The organism is Flagellimonas iocasae (assembly GCF_042682725.1).
GTDB lineage: Bacteria > Bacteroidota > Bacteroidia > Flavobacteriales > Flavobacteriaceae > Flagellimonas > Flagellimonas iocasae.
On the sequence record NZ_JBHUHU010000005.1, the window covers coordinates 243,224 to 257,812 of the forward strand.

Here is a 14,589-nt window from a genome sequence, read left to right on the forward strand (position 1 = left end):
TAACCCTTAACCCTTAACCCTTAACCCTTAACCAAAAAATGCTAAATCTGTATAACGCCCAAATTGAACGAATTTCACTTCACCGTGTTGGCAACAAAAGCAAAAATGAGAATGCATTTTTATCTGCGGAGCCGTTCACGTTGAATGATGAAATGGCGGGGTTGCTCAAGGAATATTTCTTTAAACCGTTCCGAGAGAAGGAAGAGAACTATTATAAGTTTTATAATGATGTGGATTTGGAGTTCAATGATGTTTATAACTCTGTTACCGAGATTTTCGTGGACAACTCCAAAACCCATGAGGTTTCCAAAAAAATAACTGCCCACCTCTTTGAACAATCAAACCACCCGCATATTAAAAGTGGTGAGGTGTACGTGGTTCATTTCTCCGATATGGTCATCGATAACCAAAAATTGGATGCTGTTGGGATTTTTAAAAGTGAGTTGAAGCATGATTTCCTTCAGTTCAAGGAAAAAGAGCAAAACTTGGAGATTTTGATTCGTCAGGGAATCAACATCAATAAATTGGACAAGGGATGCATCATTTTCAATACGCAAAAAGAAGAAGGCTATAAAGTGTTGTCGGTAGATAGTAACCGTTACGATGCCAAATACTGGTTGGAGAACTTTTTAGGGCTTATACCACTGACCGATGAGAACTTCTTGACCAAAAACTATCTCAAATTCTGTCAAAACTTCGCGAAGGATGTGGTATTGCCAGCAGAGGACAAGCAACAAGAGGTGCTGTTTATGAACCGAGCCGTAAACCACTTCGCCAAGAACGACAATTTTGAAGAAACCTCATTTTTGAACGAGGTAATGGAAAACCCCGATTTAATTCCTGAATTCAAGCATTACAAGGTTGAGAAAGGGCCAAAATACAGCATTGAGGACGTTTCCAATTTTGATATTGCCAATAAAGCTGTTTCCGACGCTCGGAAGAAAATCAAGAATGTCATCAATCTGGATACCAACATTCAGATAAAGTTGGATTTCATCAACCCAGAATCCGCTGAAAAGTTTGTGGAAAAAGGTTGGGACGAGGAACGTCAGATGTATTATTATTTGGTGTATTTCAACAAAGAACAGAAGAGTTAGGAGCATTCAGCACTAAAAACTGAGCACTTAAAACTTTTTTTCCATAATCTGTTTCATACTGACATCTTCGTAATTTCGTTTTACGAAATCCAGGGCAAGTGACAGTACTTCACCCATTGTGGTGCTCTTTTTAAAATCCATGTCCTTGGTGAGTTCGTAGATTTCTAATTTTAGCCGTTCAATATTTTCCGGTAGGGAAATTGTATCGGGTTTAACCGCTGAAATTAAGCGTCTAATTCGATTCCCGGAACTCAAAATCCGTTTGGCCACAATGGACCGTTCTTCAATCTTATATTGATCCACGGAGCTTTTCAGTAATTTATCACGTACCAATTCCACCATCTTATAATTTTCCTTGAAAAACTGCGGACGGTACACCTTCAATTTACCTTCAAAGCTTTGCTGGTCAAAATCAATTGCCCTGATTTTATAAACCACATGATCAAAATCGTGCACTGGTACAATCACATAGTTGTAGGAACGCATGTCTCCCAACAAGCGAATCATGCAACGCTCATTGAATTTTACAAACTCCTTGGCCAATTGGGCTTTTTCAGATTCTGTGCATTTGGGTAACATGTCCTTAATAAAAACATCCCCCGGAATTCCTGCAATGTGTTCCTCAATGAGTGTATCCTTGTAGACCAAAAAGTTCAAATTGTACGGTGAGAGCATGTGCTCCAATTCCAAACCGTAAATTCGGGAGGCATCCGTCTTTTTTACATAGAAATAGGTGTAGTTGTCGTTCAAGATGTTCCTCACCTTGATACGGAAGGGCTTGGAGTTTCCAAACGTACAAAAGTCCACTGCATCCACATTCAGATATTCCAAAATCCGGTTGCTACCATCAGAATGCAGGATGGAATACACCTGTTTTAGACTCATATCGATTTCCTTACGGTCTGAATCCGAATAATACACCCGAACCCACAACGTATCCTCACCATCCGCATCATACACCACCACCGACCCAGAAAACCGTAGCAAATCCTCATAAAAAATGGGAATCTCTATTTTTCGGTTGTATCGGTCCAAATACGCGTCCAACTTTTTATGGACCGGATAGGCCGGTTTTTTCTTGGACATCAATTTTTCCTCAGACATTCTTTCCCTATTTTGTAACAAATTCTAGAATACCTCGTCAAGTTACTATAAACAAATCAAAAAACGATTCCGTCTTGGAAACTATACTGACCGTAAATCATCTCACCAAAAAATTTGGACTTCTTACCGCCGTAAAAGACCTGTCCTTTACTATAGAAAAGGGCAATGTGTATGGTATTTTGGGCCCGAATGGAAGTGGAAAATCAACCACTTTGGGCATTATTTTGAATGTGGTCAACCGAACGTCGGGTGATTTTAGTTGGTTCGATGGCAATACCTCCACCCATGAGGCATTGAAAAAAGTGGGGGCCATTATTGAACGACCCAATTTCTATCCGTATATGACCGCCATTCAAAACTTGAAGTTGGTCTGCAAAATCAAGGAAGTCCCAGAGACCCGAATTCAGGAAAAATTGGAATTGGTTGGGTTGTGGGACCGGAAAGACAGCAAGTTCAGGACGTATTCACTGGGGATGAAGCAGCGTTTGGCCATTGCCTCCGCCTTGCTCAACGAACCGGAAATCCTAATCCTGGATGAACCCACCAATGGGTTGGACCCGCAGGGCATCCATCAGATTAGGGAGATCATCAAAAAAATAGCAAATCAAGGAACCACAATCCTTTTGGCCTCGCACCTACTGGACGAGGTTGAAAAAGTGTGTTCCCATGTGGTCATTCTTCGAAAAGGGGAAAAATTGTATTCCGGCCCTGTGGACAGCATGATGGCCAGTCATGGCTTTTTTGAATTACGCACAGCCGATATGGAAAAACTCAAATCCCTTCTGGAAAAAAGTGCCAGCTTCGGAAAAATTGAAAGCTTCAACGGAACACTGACCGTCTACTTAAAAGAAGAAATGGACGCCGAAGAATTGAACAAACAAATGTTTGAAAAGGGTATTGTCCTTTCCCACTTGGTCAAAAGAAAAGAAAGTCTGGAAGAACAATTTTTGAACTTGACCAAAAACAACTAATCAAAAAACGAATGGTACGTCTACTCCAAATAGAATTCATAAAACTCTGGAACAACAGAGCCAGCAAGGTGCTAATCATATCTTATTTTGTGCTATTGACCTCAATTGCGCTTATTGCCGCCATTAAGTTCGATATCGGACCTGTACAGTTTCACTTGGCCGACCAAGGGATTTTTAATTTTCCGTATATCTGGCACTTCAACACTTGGGTAGCCGCCATATTCAAACTGTTCTTGGCCATCGTGATTGTCTCTATGATGTCCAATGAGTATAGCAACAAGACCATCAAACAAAACCTGATTGACGGCCTCTCCAAAAAAGAATTTATCCTCTCCAAAGTATTGACTGTCATTTCATTTGCACTGATATCAACCGTTTTTGTATTTGTGGTTTCCATGATATTAGGCCTTGTTTATTCAGATTACAACGAACTGTCCATCATTTTTTCCGATTTGGAATTTTTATTGGCCTTTTTCGTTAAACTGGTCGGGTTTTTCTCCTTTTGTCTGTTTCTGGGCATTTTGGTTAAACGATCGGCCTTTGCCCTTGGCTTCCTAATACTTTGGACCATTTTGGAACAAGTGGTTTTTGGATTGTTAGGTTGGAAAGTGATGAGCTGGCCCGCTGCAAAAAGGGTGAAAGACTTTTTCCCACTGGAATCCATGATGAACTTGATCAAGGAACCGGGTTCCCGGCTTTCTGCCGTACAGAATATTGGGGACCAGATTGGGGAAAACTTTCGGTTCGACTATCACACCTATTGGTATGAGTTTTTGATAGTTATCTTTTGGACGGCTCTTTTCATCTACTTGTCCTACGCATTATTGAAAAAGCGCGATTTGTAGTATATTGAGGGGATTTAATCATCCCAAGTGTTAAAAAAATTGCTCTTTCTGGGTGTCCTTTTTGCTTCCCTTCTGGGAAAGGCCCAGCAATGTCCAAATTTATTGGCTCCAACCAATGGTGCAACCAATGTGGGTGTGGATGCAACCATTTCTTGGGAGGCTACATCCGGACCCACTGCCTATCTTCTTTCACTGGGCACTACACCGGGAGGAACCGATTTATTGAACGCTCAAAATGTGGGTAACGCAGTCAGCTACACTCCACCAAAAGGATTACCCGAGAACACCGAAATTTTCGCAACCATTACCCTATTCTTCTTTAATCAACCTGATGTTATTTGCAGCAGTCAAAGCTTTACCACAGAATCGCTTACTCAACCTCCCTTATGCACACAGATGAGTTTTCCCCAAGATATGGCGATGGATATAAATCCGGCTTCTTCCATTTCATGGGATTATATATATGGCGCAACCGGATATTATGTGAGTTTGGGAACAATCGCAGGAGGAACAGACATTGTAAACAGTTTTGATGTGGGCAATAATCTCAGCTTCAATCCGCCGGGAGATCTTCCTTCTGAACAAACCATTTATGTCACCATAACCCCATATAACACTATTGGAGTAGCTTTGGGTTGCTCATCGGAAAGTTTTACAACCAGCGCGGTTTCCCCTCTGCCCAGTTGCAGCAACATGATCTATCCCCAAAACGGTGAGGTCAATGTGCCTTTATCCCCTGTATTGGAATGGAATGCGGTTGCTGGTGCCACCGGATACCGAATTACCATTGGGTCTACCCCTGATGGCTCTGATATTTTGAACAATGCCACATTTTATTCAAATTCAACCCCGGTACTAAATTTTGTACCCAACCAGACCTTTTTTATCACCATTATTCCCTTTAATGATGCAGGTGAGGCACAAGGGTGTATCCAAGAAAGCTTTTCCACACTTTTGGGCTGTGGGCCTTATTTGGATATCGCTTCAGGGGAATTTATAACCTTGAACCCAGAGATTGATTTTCCCGAGACATTATCATTCTGTGAAAATGAATCCCCATTGATTCTTACTCCCAATGATGTTGCCGATGGCTACCGATGGTATAAAATCGACCAGTTTGGTAATGAGACGGTGATTTCAGACAGCAATGAGGTTTCCATTCAAGAAAATGGTAACTATCGATATGAAGCATACAACCTAGTTTCCCAATCGGGAAATATCATTGAATGTCCCACAACCCAAGAATTTCAAGTGGTCTCGTCGGAAGCTCCCGAAATCTCCCGTTTGAATGTGGCTGGAAATGGTACGGACCGATTACAGATTATCGTGGAAACCGCTGGAGACGGTGACTTTGAATACGCCGTGGACAACAGGGACGGACCCTATACAGATGACAACGTCTTTAGCAATCTGGAACCCGGTACACATACCTTTTATGTGCGGGATAAAAATGGTTGTGGCATTGCGGAGAAAAGTTTTGTCCAAGACCTGACAGTTGAGGGATTCCCTAAATTTTTCACTCCGAATGGGGACAACATCAATGATTTTTGGCAATTCATTCAACCCCCAAATAGCGAGGCAATCGTTCTGCGAAGCATCCGGATTTTTAATCGATATGGACAATTCCTAAAGGAAATATCCCAAAACTCACTTGGTTGGGACGGGAATTTTCAAGGACGCCCACTGCCTGCCGGAAACTATTGGTTTCGTGCTGTTGATGATTCAAACCGCGAAATCAAAGGTCATTTTGCACTCAAGCGATAATCTTTCCGCTTTGCTTTAATTTGGTGCTTCCCTTTACTATTTTTATCAAATGAAGTTTCAGGTAGTATCAGAGTTCAAACCAACGGGTGACCAGCCGCAGGCCATCAAACAATTGGTGGAGGGCATCGAGGCGGGTGAGCGCCATCAGACCCTACTGGGAGTAACAGGTTCCGGAAAAACATTTACGGTGGCCAATGTGGTGGAGTCCGTGCAGCGACCAACGCTGGTATTGGCACACAACAAAACTTTGGCGGCCCAGCTGTATTCTGAGTTCAAGCAATTTTTTCCGAAAAATGCGGTGGAATACTTTGTATCCTACTACGATTACTACCAGCCCGAAGCCTACATTCCCACCAGTGGATTGTATATTGAAAAAGACCTGTCCATCAATGAGGATATCGAGAAATTGCGGTTGAGCGCCACCTCTTCCCTACTTTCCGGTCGAAGGGATGTATTGGTGGTCGCTTCAGTTTCTTGTCTGTATGGTATTGGAAACCCTGTTGAGTTTCAAAAGAACGTAATTTCCATCCACAGGGAACAGGTCATTTCACGCACAAAATTCCTGAAACAGCTCGTTCAAAGCTTGTATTCCAGAACAACGGCGGATTTTAGAAATGGAAATTTTAGGGTGAAAGGCGATGTGGTGGATGTATTCCCAGGCTATGCCGACCATGCATTCCGAATCCATTTTTTTGGAGATGAAATTGAAGAAATTGAGGCGTTGGACCCGTTCAACAACAACGTGATTGAAATTTATGATTCGCTGAACATCTATCCGGCCAACATGTTCGTGACCTCTCCGGATATCCTTCAGAATGCCATCCGCCAGATTCAGGATGATCTAGTGAAACAAATCGATTACTTTAAAGAAATTGGACGTCCTCTGGAAGCCAAGCGGTTGGAAGAACGTACCAATTTTGATTTGGAAATGATTCGTGAACTGGGGTATTGTTCCGGAATTGAAAACTATTCCCGCTATTTGGATGGACGGGAACCTGGAACACGCCCCTTCTGCCTGCTGGATTATTTCCCAGACGATTATTTAATGGTGATTGATGAAAGTCACGTAACCATTCCGCAAGTCCATGCGATGTACGGCGGTGACCGTTCCAGAAAGGAAAATTTGGTGGAATATGGGTTCCGACTGCCTGCGGCAATGGACAACCGACCTTTGAAATTTGAAGAGTTTGAAGCCTTGCAAAACCAAACAATTTATGTAAGTGCCACCCCCGCGGACTATGAATTGGAACTGAGTCAAGGGGTATATGTGGAGCAGGTAATTCGACCTACGGGTCTTTTGGACCCCATTATTGAAGTACGGCCCAGCGCCAACCAAATTGATGATTTGGTGGAGGAAATCCAGCAACGTGTAGAATTGGATGAACGAACCTTGGTCACCACTCTAACCAAACGGATGGCTGAAGAGCTTGCCAAGTATCTGGCGCGAATCGATGTGCGCTGTCGCTATATTCACAGTGATGTGGATACCTTGGAACGCGTTGAAATCATGCAGGATTTGCGTAAAGGCATTTTCGATGTGCTAATTGGCGTAAACCTGTTACGGGAAGGGTTGGACTTGCCCGAAGTTTCCCTTGTTGCCATTTTGGATGCGGACAAAGAAGGTTTCTTGCGAAGCAACCGTTCCTTGACCCAAACGGTGGGGAGAGCGGCCCGTAACCTCAACGGAAAGGCCATTATGTATGCGGATACCATTACGGATAGCATGCAAAAAACCATTGATGAGACCAACTATCGAAGGGAAAAACAGTTGAACTACAATACAGAGAACAATATCACGCCAAAAGCATTGAACAAAAGTCTGGATAGTGCACTGGCAAAAAATTCTGTATCCACCTATCACTTTCAAAAAGAAGAATTACGCGCCGCCGAACCCGATTTGGAATACCTGACTGAGGACCAAAAAGAAAAATTGATTCGGGATAAACGCAAAGCGATGGAAAAAGCGGCCAAGGAATTGAACTTTATGGAAGCCGCCAAATTGCGGGATGAAATAAAATCACTCCAAGAATCATGAAATCCTTCAACCGCATCTTCTTTCTGACCATCATTATTAATTTTGGATTGGTCATGGGCATGTATGCCCAAAAACTTACCAAGGAACAGATTGAAGTCGCTTCAAAAAGAGCGTTACCCGTCGCCGTTGAGAATTTGATGGAATTTCTTAAAATTCCAAATGACGGGAATTACCCTGACCAAATTGAGGCCAACTTAGAACGCTGCGTCACTATTTTTTCAGAAATGGGATTTAAAACCCAACGATTGGAAACCAACGGTGCTCCGCTACTTTTTGCAGAAAAGAAATATCCAAAAAACACAAAGACCCTGCTCTTTTATATGCAGATTGATGGGCAACCTGTGGATACTACGGAGTGGCATCAACCCAGTCCTTATCTTCCCGTCATAAAACAAGAAACCGCAAATGGTGAATGGGAAATCATTCCGTACGAAACCCATAAAAAGCCCTTGGATATGGATTGGCGCATTTTTGCCCGGTCGGCATCGGACTCAAAAGGGCCAGCAATGTCATTTATTTCTGCGCTACGAATTTTAGAAAATCTGGGGAAAGTTCCAGAATACAACATTAAAGCAATCATGGATTTTCAGGAGGAATTGGGCTCCCCTGACCTTCCAGAAGTGGTTGAAAAATTCGGTGACCTTCTTTCCGCAGATGGCATATTGATTATGGACGGGACCCGACATCTTTCCAATTTACCGACGCTCACCTATGGTGCTCGTGGAATTGCAACGGCTACTTTGACCTTCTTCGGTGCGAAAAATTCGTTGCATAGTGGTCAGTATGGGAATTTTGCTCCCAACCCTGTTTTTGAGGCCTCACGCTTTCTGGGTTCTTTAAAAAACGAAGGCGGCATTGTTCAGATTCCCGGATTTTATGACGGTATCAAGCTTTCAGAAAGTGAAAAGAAAAAACTCAACCAAATTCCAGAAGACTTGGACGACATCAAAACGGAACTTGGCATTTCCCAACCTGATAACGTTGGCGAAACCTATCAAGAAGCTTTGCAATATCCATCATTGAATGTTAGAGGACTAAAAGCAGCTTGGGTGGGCAAAGAGGTTCGAACGATAATCCCATCCGAGGTGGTTGCAGAGATTGATATGCGACTGGTTCCTGAATCTGATGGAAAACGGTTGATGGAATCCCTGAAACAATACATGGTGGATTATGGATTTCATCTGGTGGATTCCATTCCCACGGATGAAGAACGGGCAACATACCCAAAATTGGCTTCCTTCACTTATAAATTAGGGTCCAAACCCTTCCGCACTGATTTTGATTCTTCCATGGGTCGCATGTTGAATCGCTCCATGACCCGCCTTTTTGATGATAAATTTGTGAACATGCGCACCACTGGAGGGTCCCAGCCCATTGCACCGTTCATCAATACGCTTGGGGTTCCCGGAGTGGCCTTGCGTATTCCCAATCCGGATAATAGTATTCACGCACCAAATGAAAACCTACGAATTGGTAATTATTTGGAGGGCATTATATCCTGTTTGGCGGTATTGACGGAACCGATGGATTAAAACGAAAGCGCGCTCCTACATTGCTGAAGGAGCGCGCAAACAAACTAACCAACTAATCAACCATCATGAAACACCTAAGTTGGTGTCCTCTTCAATTTTTTATCCGATTGAAATCAATCGCTTTGGTTTTGGCAATGCCTCTTGTTTTTTGGGCAAAGTCAATTTCAATATTCCATCTTCGTATTTGGCATCAATTTTAGAACCATCCACGGTTTCGGGCAGTGTAAAGGCTCTCTTGAATGAAGAATAGGAGAATTCTTTTCTAGTGTAATTGTCCTTGTTTTCTTCGTTTTCAGATTTCATCTCACTGGAAATGGTCAATACATCATTATCCACTTCTACGGTAAAATCATCTTTCTTTACCCCAGGAACGGCAAGTTCCAATTCAAAACCTTCTTCATTGTCCTTGATATTTACAGCAGGAACTGAAGCATTCCATTTTTCGGTTCCACCGAACCAATCGGGTCCCATAAAATCGTTCATCAAGGATGGAAAAAACAAGTTGTTTCTTTTAACTAAACTCATGGCTTTTATATTTTATAAGGTTAAACTTCTAAATCACCCTATAAAAGACAAATCATGTACCAATGCTGAATTCATGTCGATATGACATGCTTTTAACAAAATATTATGTCAAAATGGCGCTAATTGTAATGCGCCTTGAAGATATTGATGAGCACATTTGGCGGAATGACATTGTTTGGGTAGTTATGCATCACTTCCAAAACCTGACTGATTGCAGCTGGAGGGAGCCCCATTCTGAGTCCAATGTTATAGAGTGTGTCCACTTCCTTTTTATGCTGTTCACGGTCGACATTCATTAAGAGCAATAGTCGGTGAAACTGCACAATACGCTCCGCCTGGGATTTTAAAACCACTTTAGGCGAACGCTCTTTCAGCAACCCATCAAAAGTCTCTTTATCTATGCCGAGATTTGAAGCTACTTTAAGCAAAAAACCATACTCCGATTCCTTTAAGGAATGGTCCACTCTGGCAAAGGAGATCATTTCGGAAAGAATGCTCAATTTTTCCTCGTAGGTGCCCATGGGTTTGGTTTTGATGTAACTTCAGTATAGATAACTCCAAAACAGCCTATTTTAGTACACTAATAATCCTAAAATTAGGTGCCCACCCATAATCTGAAAAAAGTTTCTTGGACTTTAGGATGATTGTGCTCAAGCTCTACTTAAATCGTCAATAGGAAAAAACAAAAAGGGCAACGTTAAAAAAACGTTGCCCTTATCTTTTAAAGGAGGAGCGGTTATTAGCTCAATACCTCTTTTACTTTATCGGCAGCTTCCTGGAACTGAACGGCAGAATGCACGGCCAATCCAGAATTGTCTATGATTTCTTTGGCCAATTCAGCGTTGGTACCTTGAAGACGAACAATAATCGGCACTTGAATGGCATCACCCATGTTTTTGTAGGCATCTACAACACCTTGCGCTACGCGGTCGCAACGAACAATACCACCAAAAATGTTGATCAGTATCGCCTTTACGTTAGGATCCTTCAAAATGATGCGGAAAGCCTCTTCTACCCTTTTGGCATCGGCAGTACCTCCAACATCCAAGAAGTTTGCAGGTTCTCCACCAGCCATTTTAATCAAATCCATAGTAGCCATGGCCAATCCAGCTCCATTTACCATACAACCTACGTTTCCATCCAAGTCCACATAGTTCAATCCAACCTCACGAGCTTCAACCTCAATAGGGTTTTCTTCGCGAAGATCACGCATTTCAGCATAAGTCTTTCTTCGGTAAAGTGCGTTATCATCAATGGATACCTTGGCATCCACGGCCATGATCTTATCGTCAGATGTCTTCAACACCGGATTGATTTCAAACAAACTGGCATCACTTTCTTCGTATGCTTTGTAAAGGGCGGACACGAATTTTACCATCTCTTTAAAAGCCGTTCCCGACAAGCCTAAGTTAAAGGCAATTCGTCTCGCCTGAAATGGTAAAAGTCCAGTTCCCGGATCAATTTCTTCGGTAAAAATTAAGTGAGGGGTCTTTTCAGCAACCTCTTCAATATCCATACCACCTTCGGTAGAGTACATCACCATGTTTCTACCCGTGGCTCTGTTCAACAAAACGGACATATAAAACTCGTTGGTTTCGCTGTCACCCGGATAATACACATCCTCGGCCACCAATACTTGATGTACTTTTTTACCTTCCGCAGAAGTTTGCGGGGTAATTAGGTTCATTCCGATGATGCTACCTGCCAACTCTTCAACTTCTTTCAAGTTTTTGGCCAATTTTACACCGCCACCTTTACCACGACCACCTGCATGAACTTGCGCCTTAATTACGTGCCATCCGGTTCCGGTTTCTTGTGTAAGTTGTTTTGCGGCATCAACCGCTTCCTTTGCATTTCGGGCCACGATTCCACGTTGGATCCTAACCCCAAAGCTGGCCAAAATTTCTTTTCCTTGATATTCGTGAAGATTCATCTGTGAATTAACTTTTGTTTGCCGACAAAAATAGAAAACCCCGCCGACAAATTCTAGGTGAAAGGGGATTAATTGCCTCTAGATTGGCTGCCCCAGAGAAAGGAGGCAAATTTCGTAACAAATCACCTGCTATATTTTAAAATCCTCAAAGTCCAGCGGGTCAAAATTCTTGAAATGACCGTTCATTTCAATGACGGCTTTGGTACGGTTCACTTGGCTCAACAAAGACGTTGTGGAATCTAAATGCTCCTTGATGTACAACAAACGATCTTTTTCGTTGGAAATCTGAAGCAATTCATACTCCTGCTCAAAGGAAAGTCCCATTTTGTGGGCCAAGGAATAGCTATTGAACTGCTTCGGTGAGGTCTTGGTGAAGGGAACATCCATAAGATCATACAATACTTCAACCTTTTGCAACACTTCCTGCCGAAGGTCTTCGTCGGCATCATTCTCAACCTCCAAGAACTGTACTTCTCCGCCGGAGTAAAGCTTTCCATCCATTTGACTTTCAAAAGAAAGCACCTTGAACACTTGTCTTCCCACGCAGACGACATCCATTTCGCCATTTTTATAGGTGTTCACCACTTCAACCAACTGCACCTCGGTTCCATAAGACATCATATTATTGATGAAAACCGGTATTCCAAAGGTAATAGCCTCCTTCCTACAGTCATTGATCAACTGTTTATAGCGCTCTTCAAAGATATGAAGGGGCACTGTTTCGCCCGGATAGAAAACCGATTGTAGTGGAAATAAGGGTAATTTCATTGTTGAAGTTTGCCTAAATGTACAATCCCAAATCCAAAAGAGCAAGTATGTTTTCGCTTGATTGTTGGTTTTGAAACAATTTGTTACAAATAAATGAATTTGTTTTTAATTCTTGTACAACCCGCGTAGTTACTGTAGATTTGCGCGAAAGACTAAGCACAATGAACTCCAAAGACCTATTAAAACTTACGGAGCAGTATGGAGCTCCGCTCTATGTATATGATGCCGACAAAATAGCTTCGCAATACCAAAGATTGACGAAGGCTTTTGAAGGGGTCCCACAATTACGTTTGAACTATGCCGCCAAAGCGTTGTCAAACATAAGCATTCTAAGGCTAATGAACCATTTGGGAAGCGGTTTGGATACCGTTTCCGTGCAAGAGGTGAAATTAGGCCTGATGGCCGGATTTAAACCCGAGTCCATCATTTATACACCAAACGGGGTTTCTCTGGAAGAAATAGAGGAAGCTGCAGCACTTGGGGTTCAAGTGAACATTGACAACCTTTCCATTTTGGAACAGTTTGGTAGCAAGCATCCGGATATTCCTGTTTGCATCCGAATCAATCCGCATGTTATGGCGGGAGGAAACTCCAAAATTTCAGTGGGTCATATCGATTCCAAATTTGGAATCAGCATCCATCAAATTCCGCATTTATTGCGCATTGTGGAATTGACCAATATGAATATCAACGGTATTCACATGCACACCGGAAGCGATATTTTGGATATTGATGTGTTCCTATATGCTTCTGAAATCTTGTTTGAAACGGCCAAAAACTTCAAGGATTTGGAATTCATCGACTTTGGTAGTGGGTTCAAGGTACCCTACAAGGCTGGGGATATTCAGACCAACATTGAGGAATTGGGTAAAAAATTGACCAAGCGATTCAACCAATTCTGTGAGGAATATGGCAAAAACTTGACCTTGGCGTTTGAACCCGGAAAGTTCTTGGTGAGTGAAGCCGGGCACTTCTTGGCCAAAGTGAATGTGGTAAAACAAACTACTTCCACTGTATTTGCGAGCATTGATTCTGGTTTCAACCATTTGATTCGACCTATGCTTTATGGTGCCAACCATGAAATCGTGAATATTTCCAACCCACAAGGTAGGGAACGTTACTACTCCGTAGTAGGTTACATTTGTGAAACGGATACGTTTGGCAGCAACCGTAGGATCAATGAAATTTCTGAGGGTGATATTCTTTGTTTTAGAAATGCCGGCGCCTACTGTTTTACCATGGCCAGCAACTACAACTCCAGATATAGACCTGCCGAAGTACTTTGGTACAATGGCAAAGCGCATTTGATTCGGGAACGCGAAACGTTTGATGACATCCTTAGAAATCAAGTGGATGTCAAAGAATTGTTCGAAGTCCCCAAAAAGGAAGCGGTAAAGTAGCCTCGAACACCATAGTTATTGGGTTTCATACTTTTTTGGCATAATTTTCGTTAGTTTTGTATTGGTCGTGAGACCAATATCAAAAACTCGACTATGCGTACCCTTTTTACCCAAATCAGCGTATTTTTTCTACTATTTGTAGGATTTCAATCCCAGGCCCAAGATATCACTTGGATTTCTTGGGAAGAGGCCGTTGAACTCTCACAAACAGATGCACAGCCCAAAAAAATCTTTATAGACGTCTATACCGATTGGTGTGGATGGTGCAAGAAGATGGACAAGGATACGTTTCAACATCCTGATGTTTCCAAATACATGCAGGACAATTTCTATATGGTAAAATTGGATGCGGAAGGTAAGGACCCCATCGAATTTCAAGGAAAGACCTTTAAGTTTGTTCCTTCTGGAAGAAATGGATACCACGAATTGGCCGCCGCTCTTTTGCAAGGTAAATTGAGCTATCCTACCGTAGTTTTTCTGGATGAGAAATTACAAATGCTCTCTCCCGTTCCCGGCTACCAAAAAGTGGAGCCATTCATGCAAATTGCCCGTTATTTCGGTGACAACATCTATAAGGACAAGGACTGGCAGACGTATGCTGGGAAATAGTTTCTC

General features: G+C 42.4%; 13 protein-coding genes. 8 read left to right on the plus strand and 5 right to left on the minus strand.

Annotated features, from left to right (window positions below):
* The first annotated feature begins 38 nt into the window (after positions 1-38).
* On the plus strand, positions 39-1,097 hold the full coding sequence (locus tag ACFSJE_RS15180) for a nucleoid-associated protein (RefSeq protein WP_379831713.1): 1,059 nt from the start codon (positions 39-41) through the stop codon (positions 1,095-1,097).
* Positions 1,098-1,124: 27 nt separating this feature from the next.
* On the opposite strand, the gene ACFSJE_RS15185 is transcribed toward ACFSJE_RS15180, so the two are convergent.
* Positions 1,125-2,201 (minus strand): hypothetical protein, encoded by a 1,077-nt coding sequence (locus ACFSJE_RS15185; protein ID WP_379831714.1) that lies wholly within the window; start codon positions 2,199-2,201, stop codon positions 1,125-1,127.
* A gap of 74 nt (positions 2,202-2,275) precedes the next feature.
* Between ACFSJE_RS15185 and ACFSJE_RS15190 the strand changes: the two genes are divergently transcribed.
* Genes ACFSJE_RS15190 through ACFSJE_RS15210 form a run of 5 tightly spaced genes read left to right on the plus strand, consistent with a single transcriptional unit; the run spans position 2,276 to position 9,348 of the window.
* Complete coding sequence (locus ACFSJE_RS15190; protein ID WP_379831715.1) at positions 2,276-3,172, plus strand: ABC transporter ATP-binding protein; 897 nt, start codon at positions 2,276-2,278, stop codon at positions 3,170-3,172.
* Positions 3,173-3,183: 11 nt separating this feature from the next.
* The gene (locus tag ACFSJE_RS15195) at positions 3,184-4,017 is read left to right on the plus strand and encodes an ABC transporter permease (RefSeq protein ID WP_379831716.1); all 834 of its coding nucleotides are present in this window, start codon (positions 3,184-3,186) and stop codon (positions 4,015-4,017) included.
* Positions 4,018-4,044: 27 nt separating this feature from the next.
* Complete coding sequence (locus tag ACFSJE_RS15200; protein WP_379831717.1) at positions 4,045-5,781, plus strand: T9SS type B sorting domain-containing protein; 1,737 nt, start codon at positions 4,045-4,047, stop codon at positions 5,779-5,781.
* Between the two features lie 49 nt (positions 5,782-5,830).
* Positions 5,831-7,816: an excinuclease ABC subunit UvrB gene (gene uvrB, locus ACFSJE_RS15205; RefSeq protein WP_379831718.1), complete on the plus strand. Its 1,986-nt coding sequence runs from the start codon at positions 5,831-5,833 to the stop codon at positions 7,814-7,816.
* Positions 7,813-9,348 carry a M20/M25/M40 family metallo-hydrolase gene (locus ACFSJE_RS15210; RefSeq protein WP_379831719.1) on the plus strand — a complete coding sequence of 512 codons (1,536 nt, stop codon included), beginning with the start codon at positions 7,813-7,815 and terminating at the stop codon, positions 9,346-9,348. Before uvrB ends, ACFSJE_RS15210 begins: the two co-directional genes overlap by 4 nt.
* A 99-nt stretch (positions 9,349-9,447) precedes the next feature.
* Here ACFSJE_RS15210 and ACFSJE_RS15215 read toward each other — a convergent pair whose 3' ends face one another.
* The 4 genes from ACFSJE_RS15215 to ACFSJE_RS15230 all read right to left on the minus strand — a co-directional run bounded on the left by ACFSJE_RS15215 (position 9,448) and on the right by ACFSJE_RS15230 (position 12,574).
* Entirely contained in the window at positions 9,448-9,873 is a 426-nt protein-coding gene (locus tag ACFSJE_RS15215; RefSeq protein WP_379831720.1) for an Hsp20/alpha crystallin family protein, read from the minus strand.
* Positions 9,874-9,992: 119 nt separating this feature from the next.
* Positions 9,993-10,394 (minus strand): TerB family tellurite resistance protein, encoded by a 402-nt coding sequence (locus ACFSJE_RS15220; protein ID WP_379831721.1) that lies wholly within the window; start codon positions 10,392-10,394, stop codon positions 9,993-9,995.
* Between the two features lie 218 nt (positions 10,395-10,612).
* Positions 10,613-11,806 (minus strand): ADP-forming succinate--CoA ligase subunit beta, encoded by a 1,194-nt coding sequence (gene sucC / locus ACFSJE_RS15225; protein WP_379831722.1) that lies wholly within the window; start codon positions 11,804-11,806, stop codon positions 10,613-10,615.
* A 129-nt stretch (positions 11,807-11,935) separates the two neighbouring features.
* On the minus strand, positions 11,936-12,574 hold the full coding sequence (locus tag ACFSJE_RS15230; RefSeq protein ID WP_379831723.1) for an LON peptidase substrate-binding domain-containing protein: 639 nt from the start codon (positions 12,572-12,574) through the stop codon (positions 11,936-11,938).
* A 161-nt stretch (positions 12,575-12,735) separates the two neighbouring features.
* Between ACFSJE_RS15230 and lysA the strand changes: the two genes are divergently transcribed.
* Together lysA and ACFSJE_RS15240 are read left to right on the plus strand one after the other, a co-directional pair.
* A complete protein-coding gene (lysA, locus tag ACFSJE_RS15235) occupies positions 12,736-13,974 on the plus strand; it encodes a diaminopimelate decarboxylase (protein WP_379831724.1) in 1,239 nt (412 codons plus the stop codon).
* A 93-nt stretch (positions 13,975-14,067) separates the two neighbouring features.
* Entirely contained in the window at positions 14,068-14,583 is a 516-nt protein-coding gene (locus ACFSJE_RS15240; protein WP_379831725.1) for a thioredoxin family protein, read from the plus strand.
* The last annotated feature ends 6 nt before the right edge of the window (positions 14,584-14,589 follow it).

Bases quoted from the DNA above. Each gene is read 5' to 3' on its own strand.
- lysA (WP_379831724.1), top strand. From the start codon at position 12,736: ATGAACTCCAAAGACCTATTAAAACTTACGGAGCAGTATGGAGCTCCG.
- ACFSJE_RS15195 (WP_379831716.1), top strand. From the start codon at position 3,184: ATGGTACGTCTACTCCAAATAGAATTCATAAAACTCTGGAACAACAGA.
- ACFSJE_RS15210 (WP_379831719.1), top strand. From the start codon at position 7,813: ATGAAATCCTTCAACCGCATCTTCTTTCTGACCATCATTATTAATTTT.
- sucC (WP_379831722.1), bottom strand. From the start codon at position 11,806: ATGAATCTTCACGAATATCAAGGAAAAGAAATTTTGGCCAGCTTTGGG.
- ACFSJE_RS15180 (WP_379831713.1), top strand. From the start codon at position 39: ATGCTAAATCTGTATAACGCCCAAATTGAACGAATTTCACTTCACCGT.
- ACFSJE_RS15185 (WP_379831714.1), bottom strand. From the start codon at position 2,201: ATGTCTGAGGAAAAATTGATGTCCAAGAAAAAACCGGCCTATCCGGTC.
- ACFSJE_RS15240 (WP_379831725.1), top strand. From the start codon at position 14,068: ATGCGTACCCTTTTTACCCAAATCAGCGTATTTTTTCTACTATTTGTA.
- ACFSJE_RS15220 (WP_379831721.1), bottom strand. From the start codon at position 10,394: ATGGGCACCTACGAGGAAAAATTGAGCATTCTTTCCGAAATGATCTCC.
- ACFSJE_RS15215 (WP_379831720.1), bottom strand. From the start codon at position 9,873: ATGAGTTTAGTTAAAAGAAACAACTTGTTTTTTCCATCCTTGATGAAC.
- uvrB (WP_379831718.1), top strand. From the start codon at position 5,831: ATGAAGTTTCAGGTAGTATCAGAGTTCAAACCAACGGGTGACCAGCCG.
- ACFSJE_RS15230 (WP_379831723.1), bottom strand. From the start codon at position 12,574: ATGAAATTACCCTTATTTCCACTACAATCGGTTTTCTATCCGGGCGAA.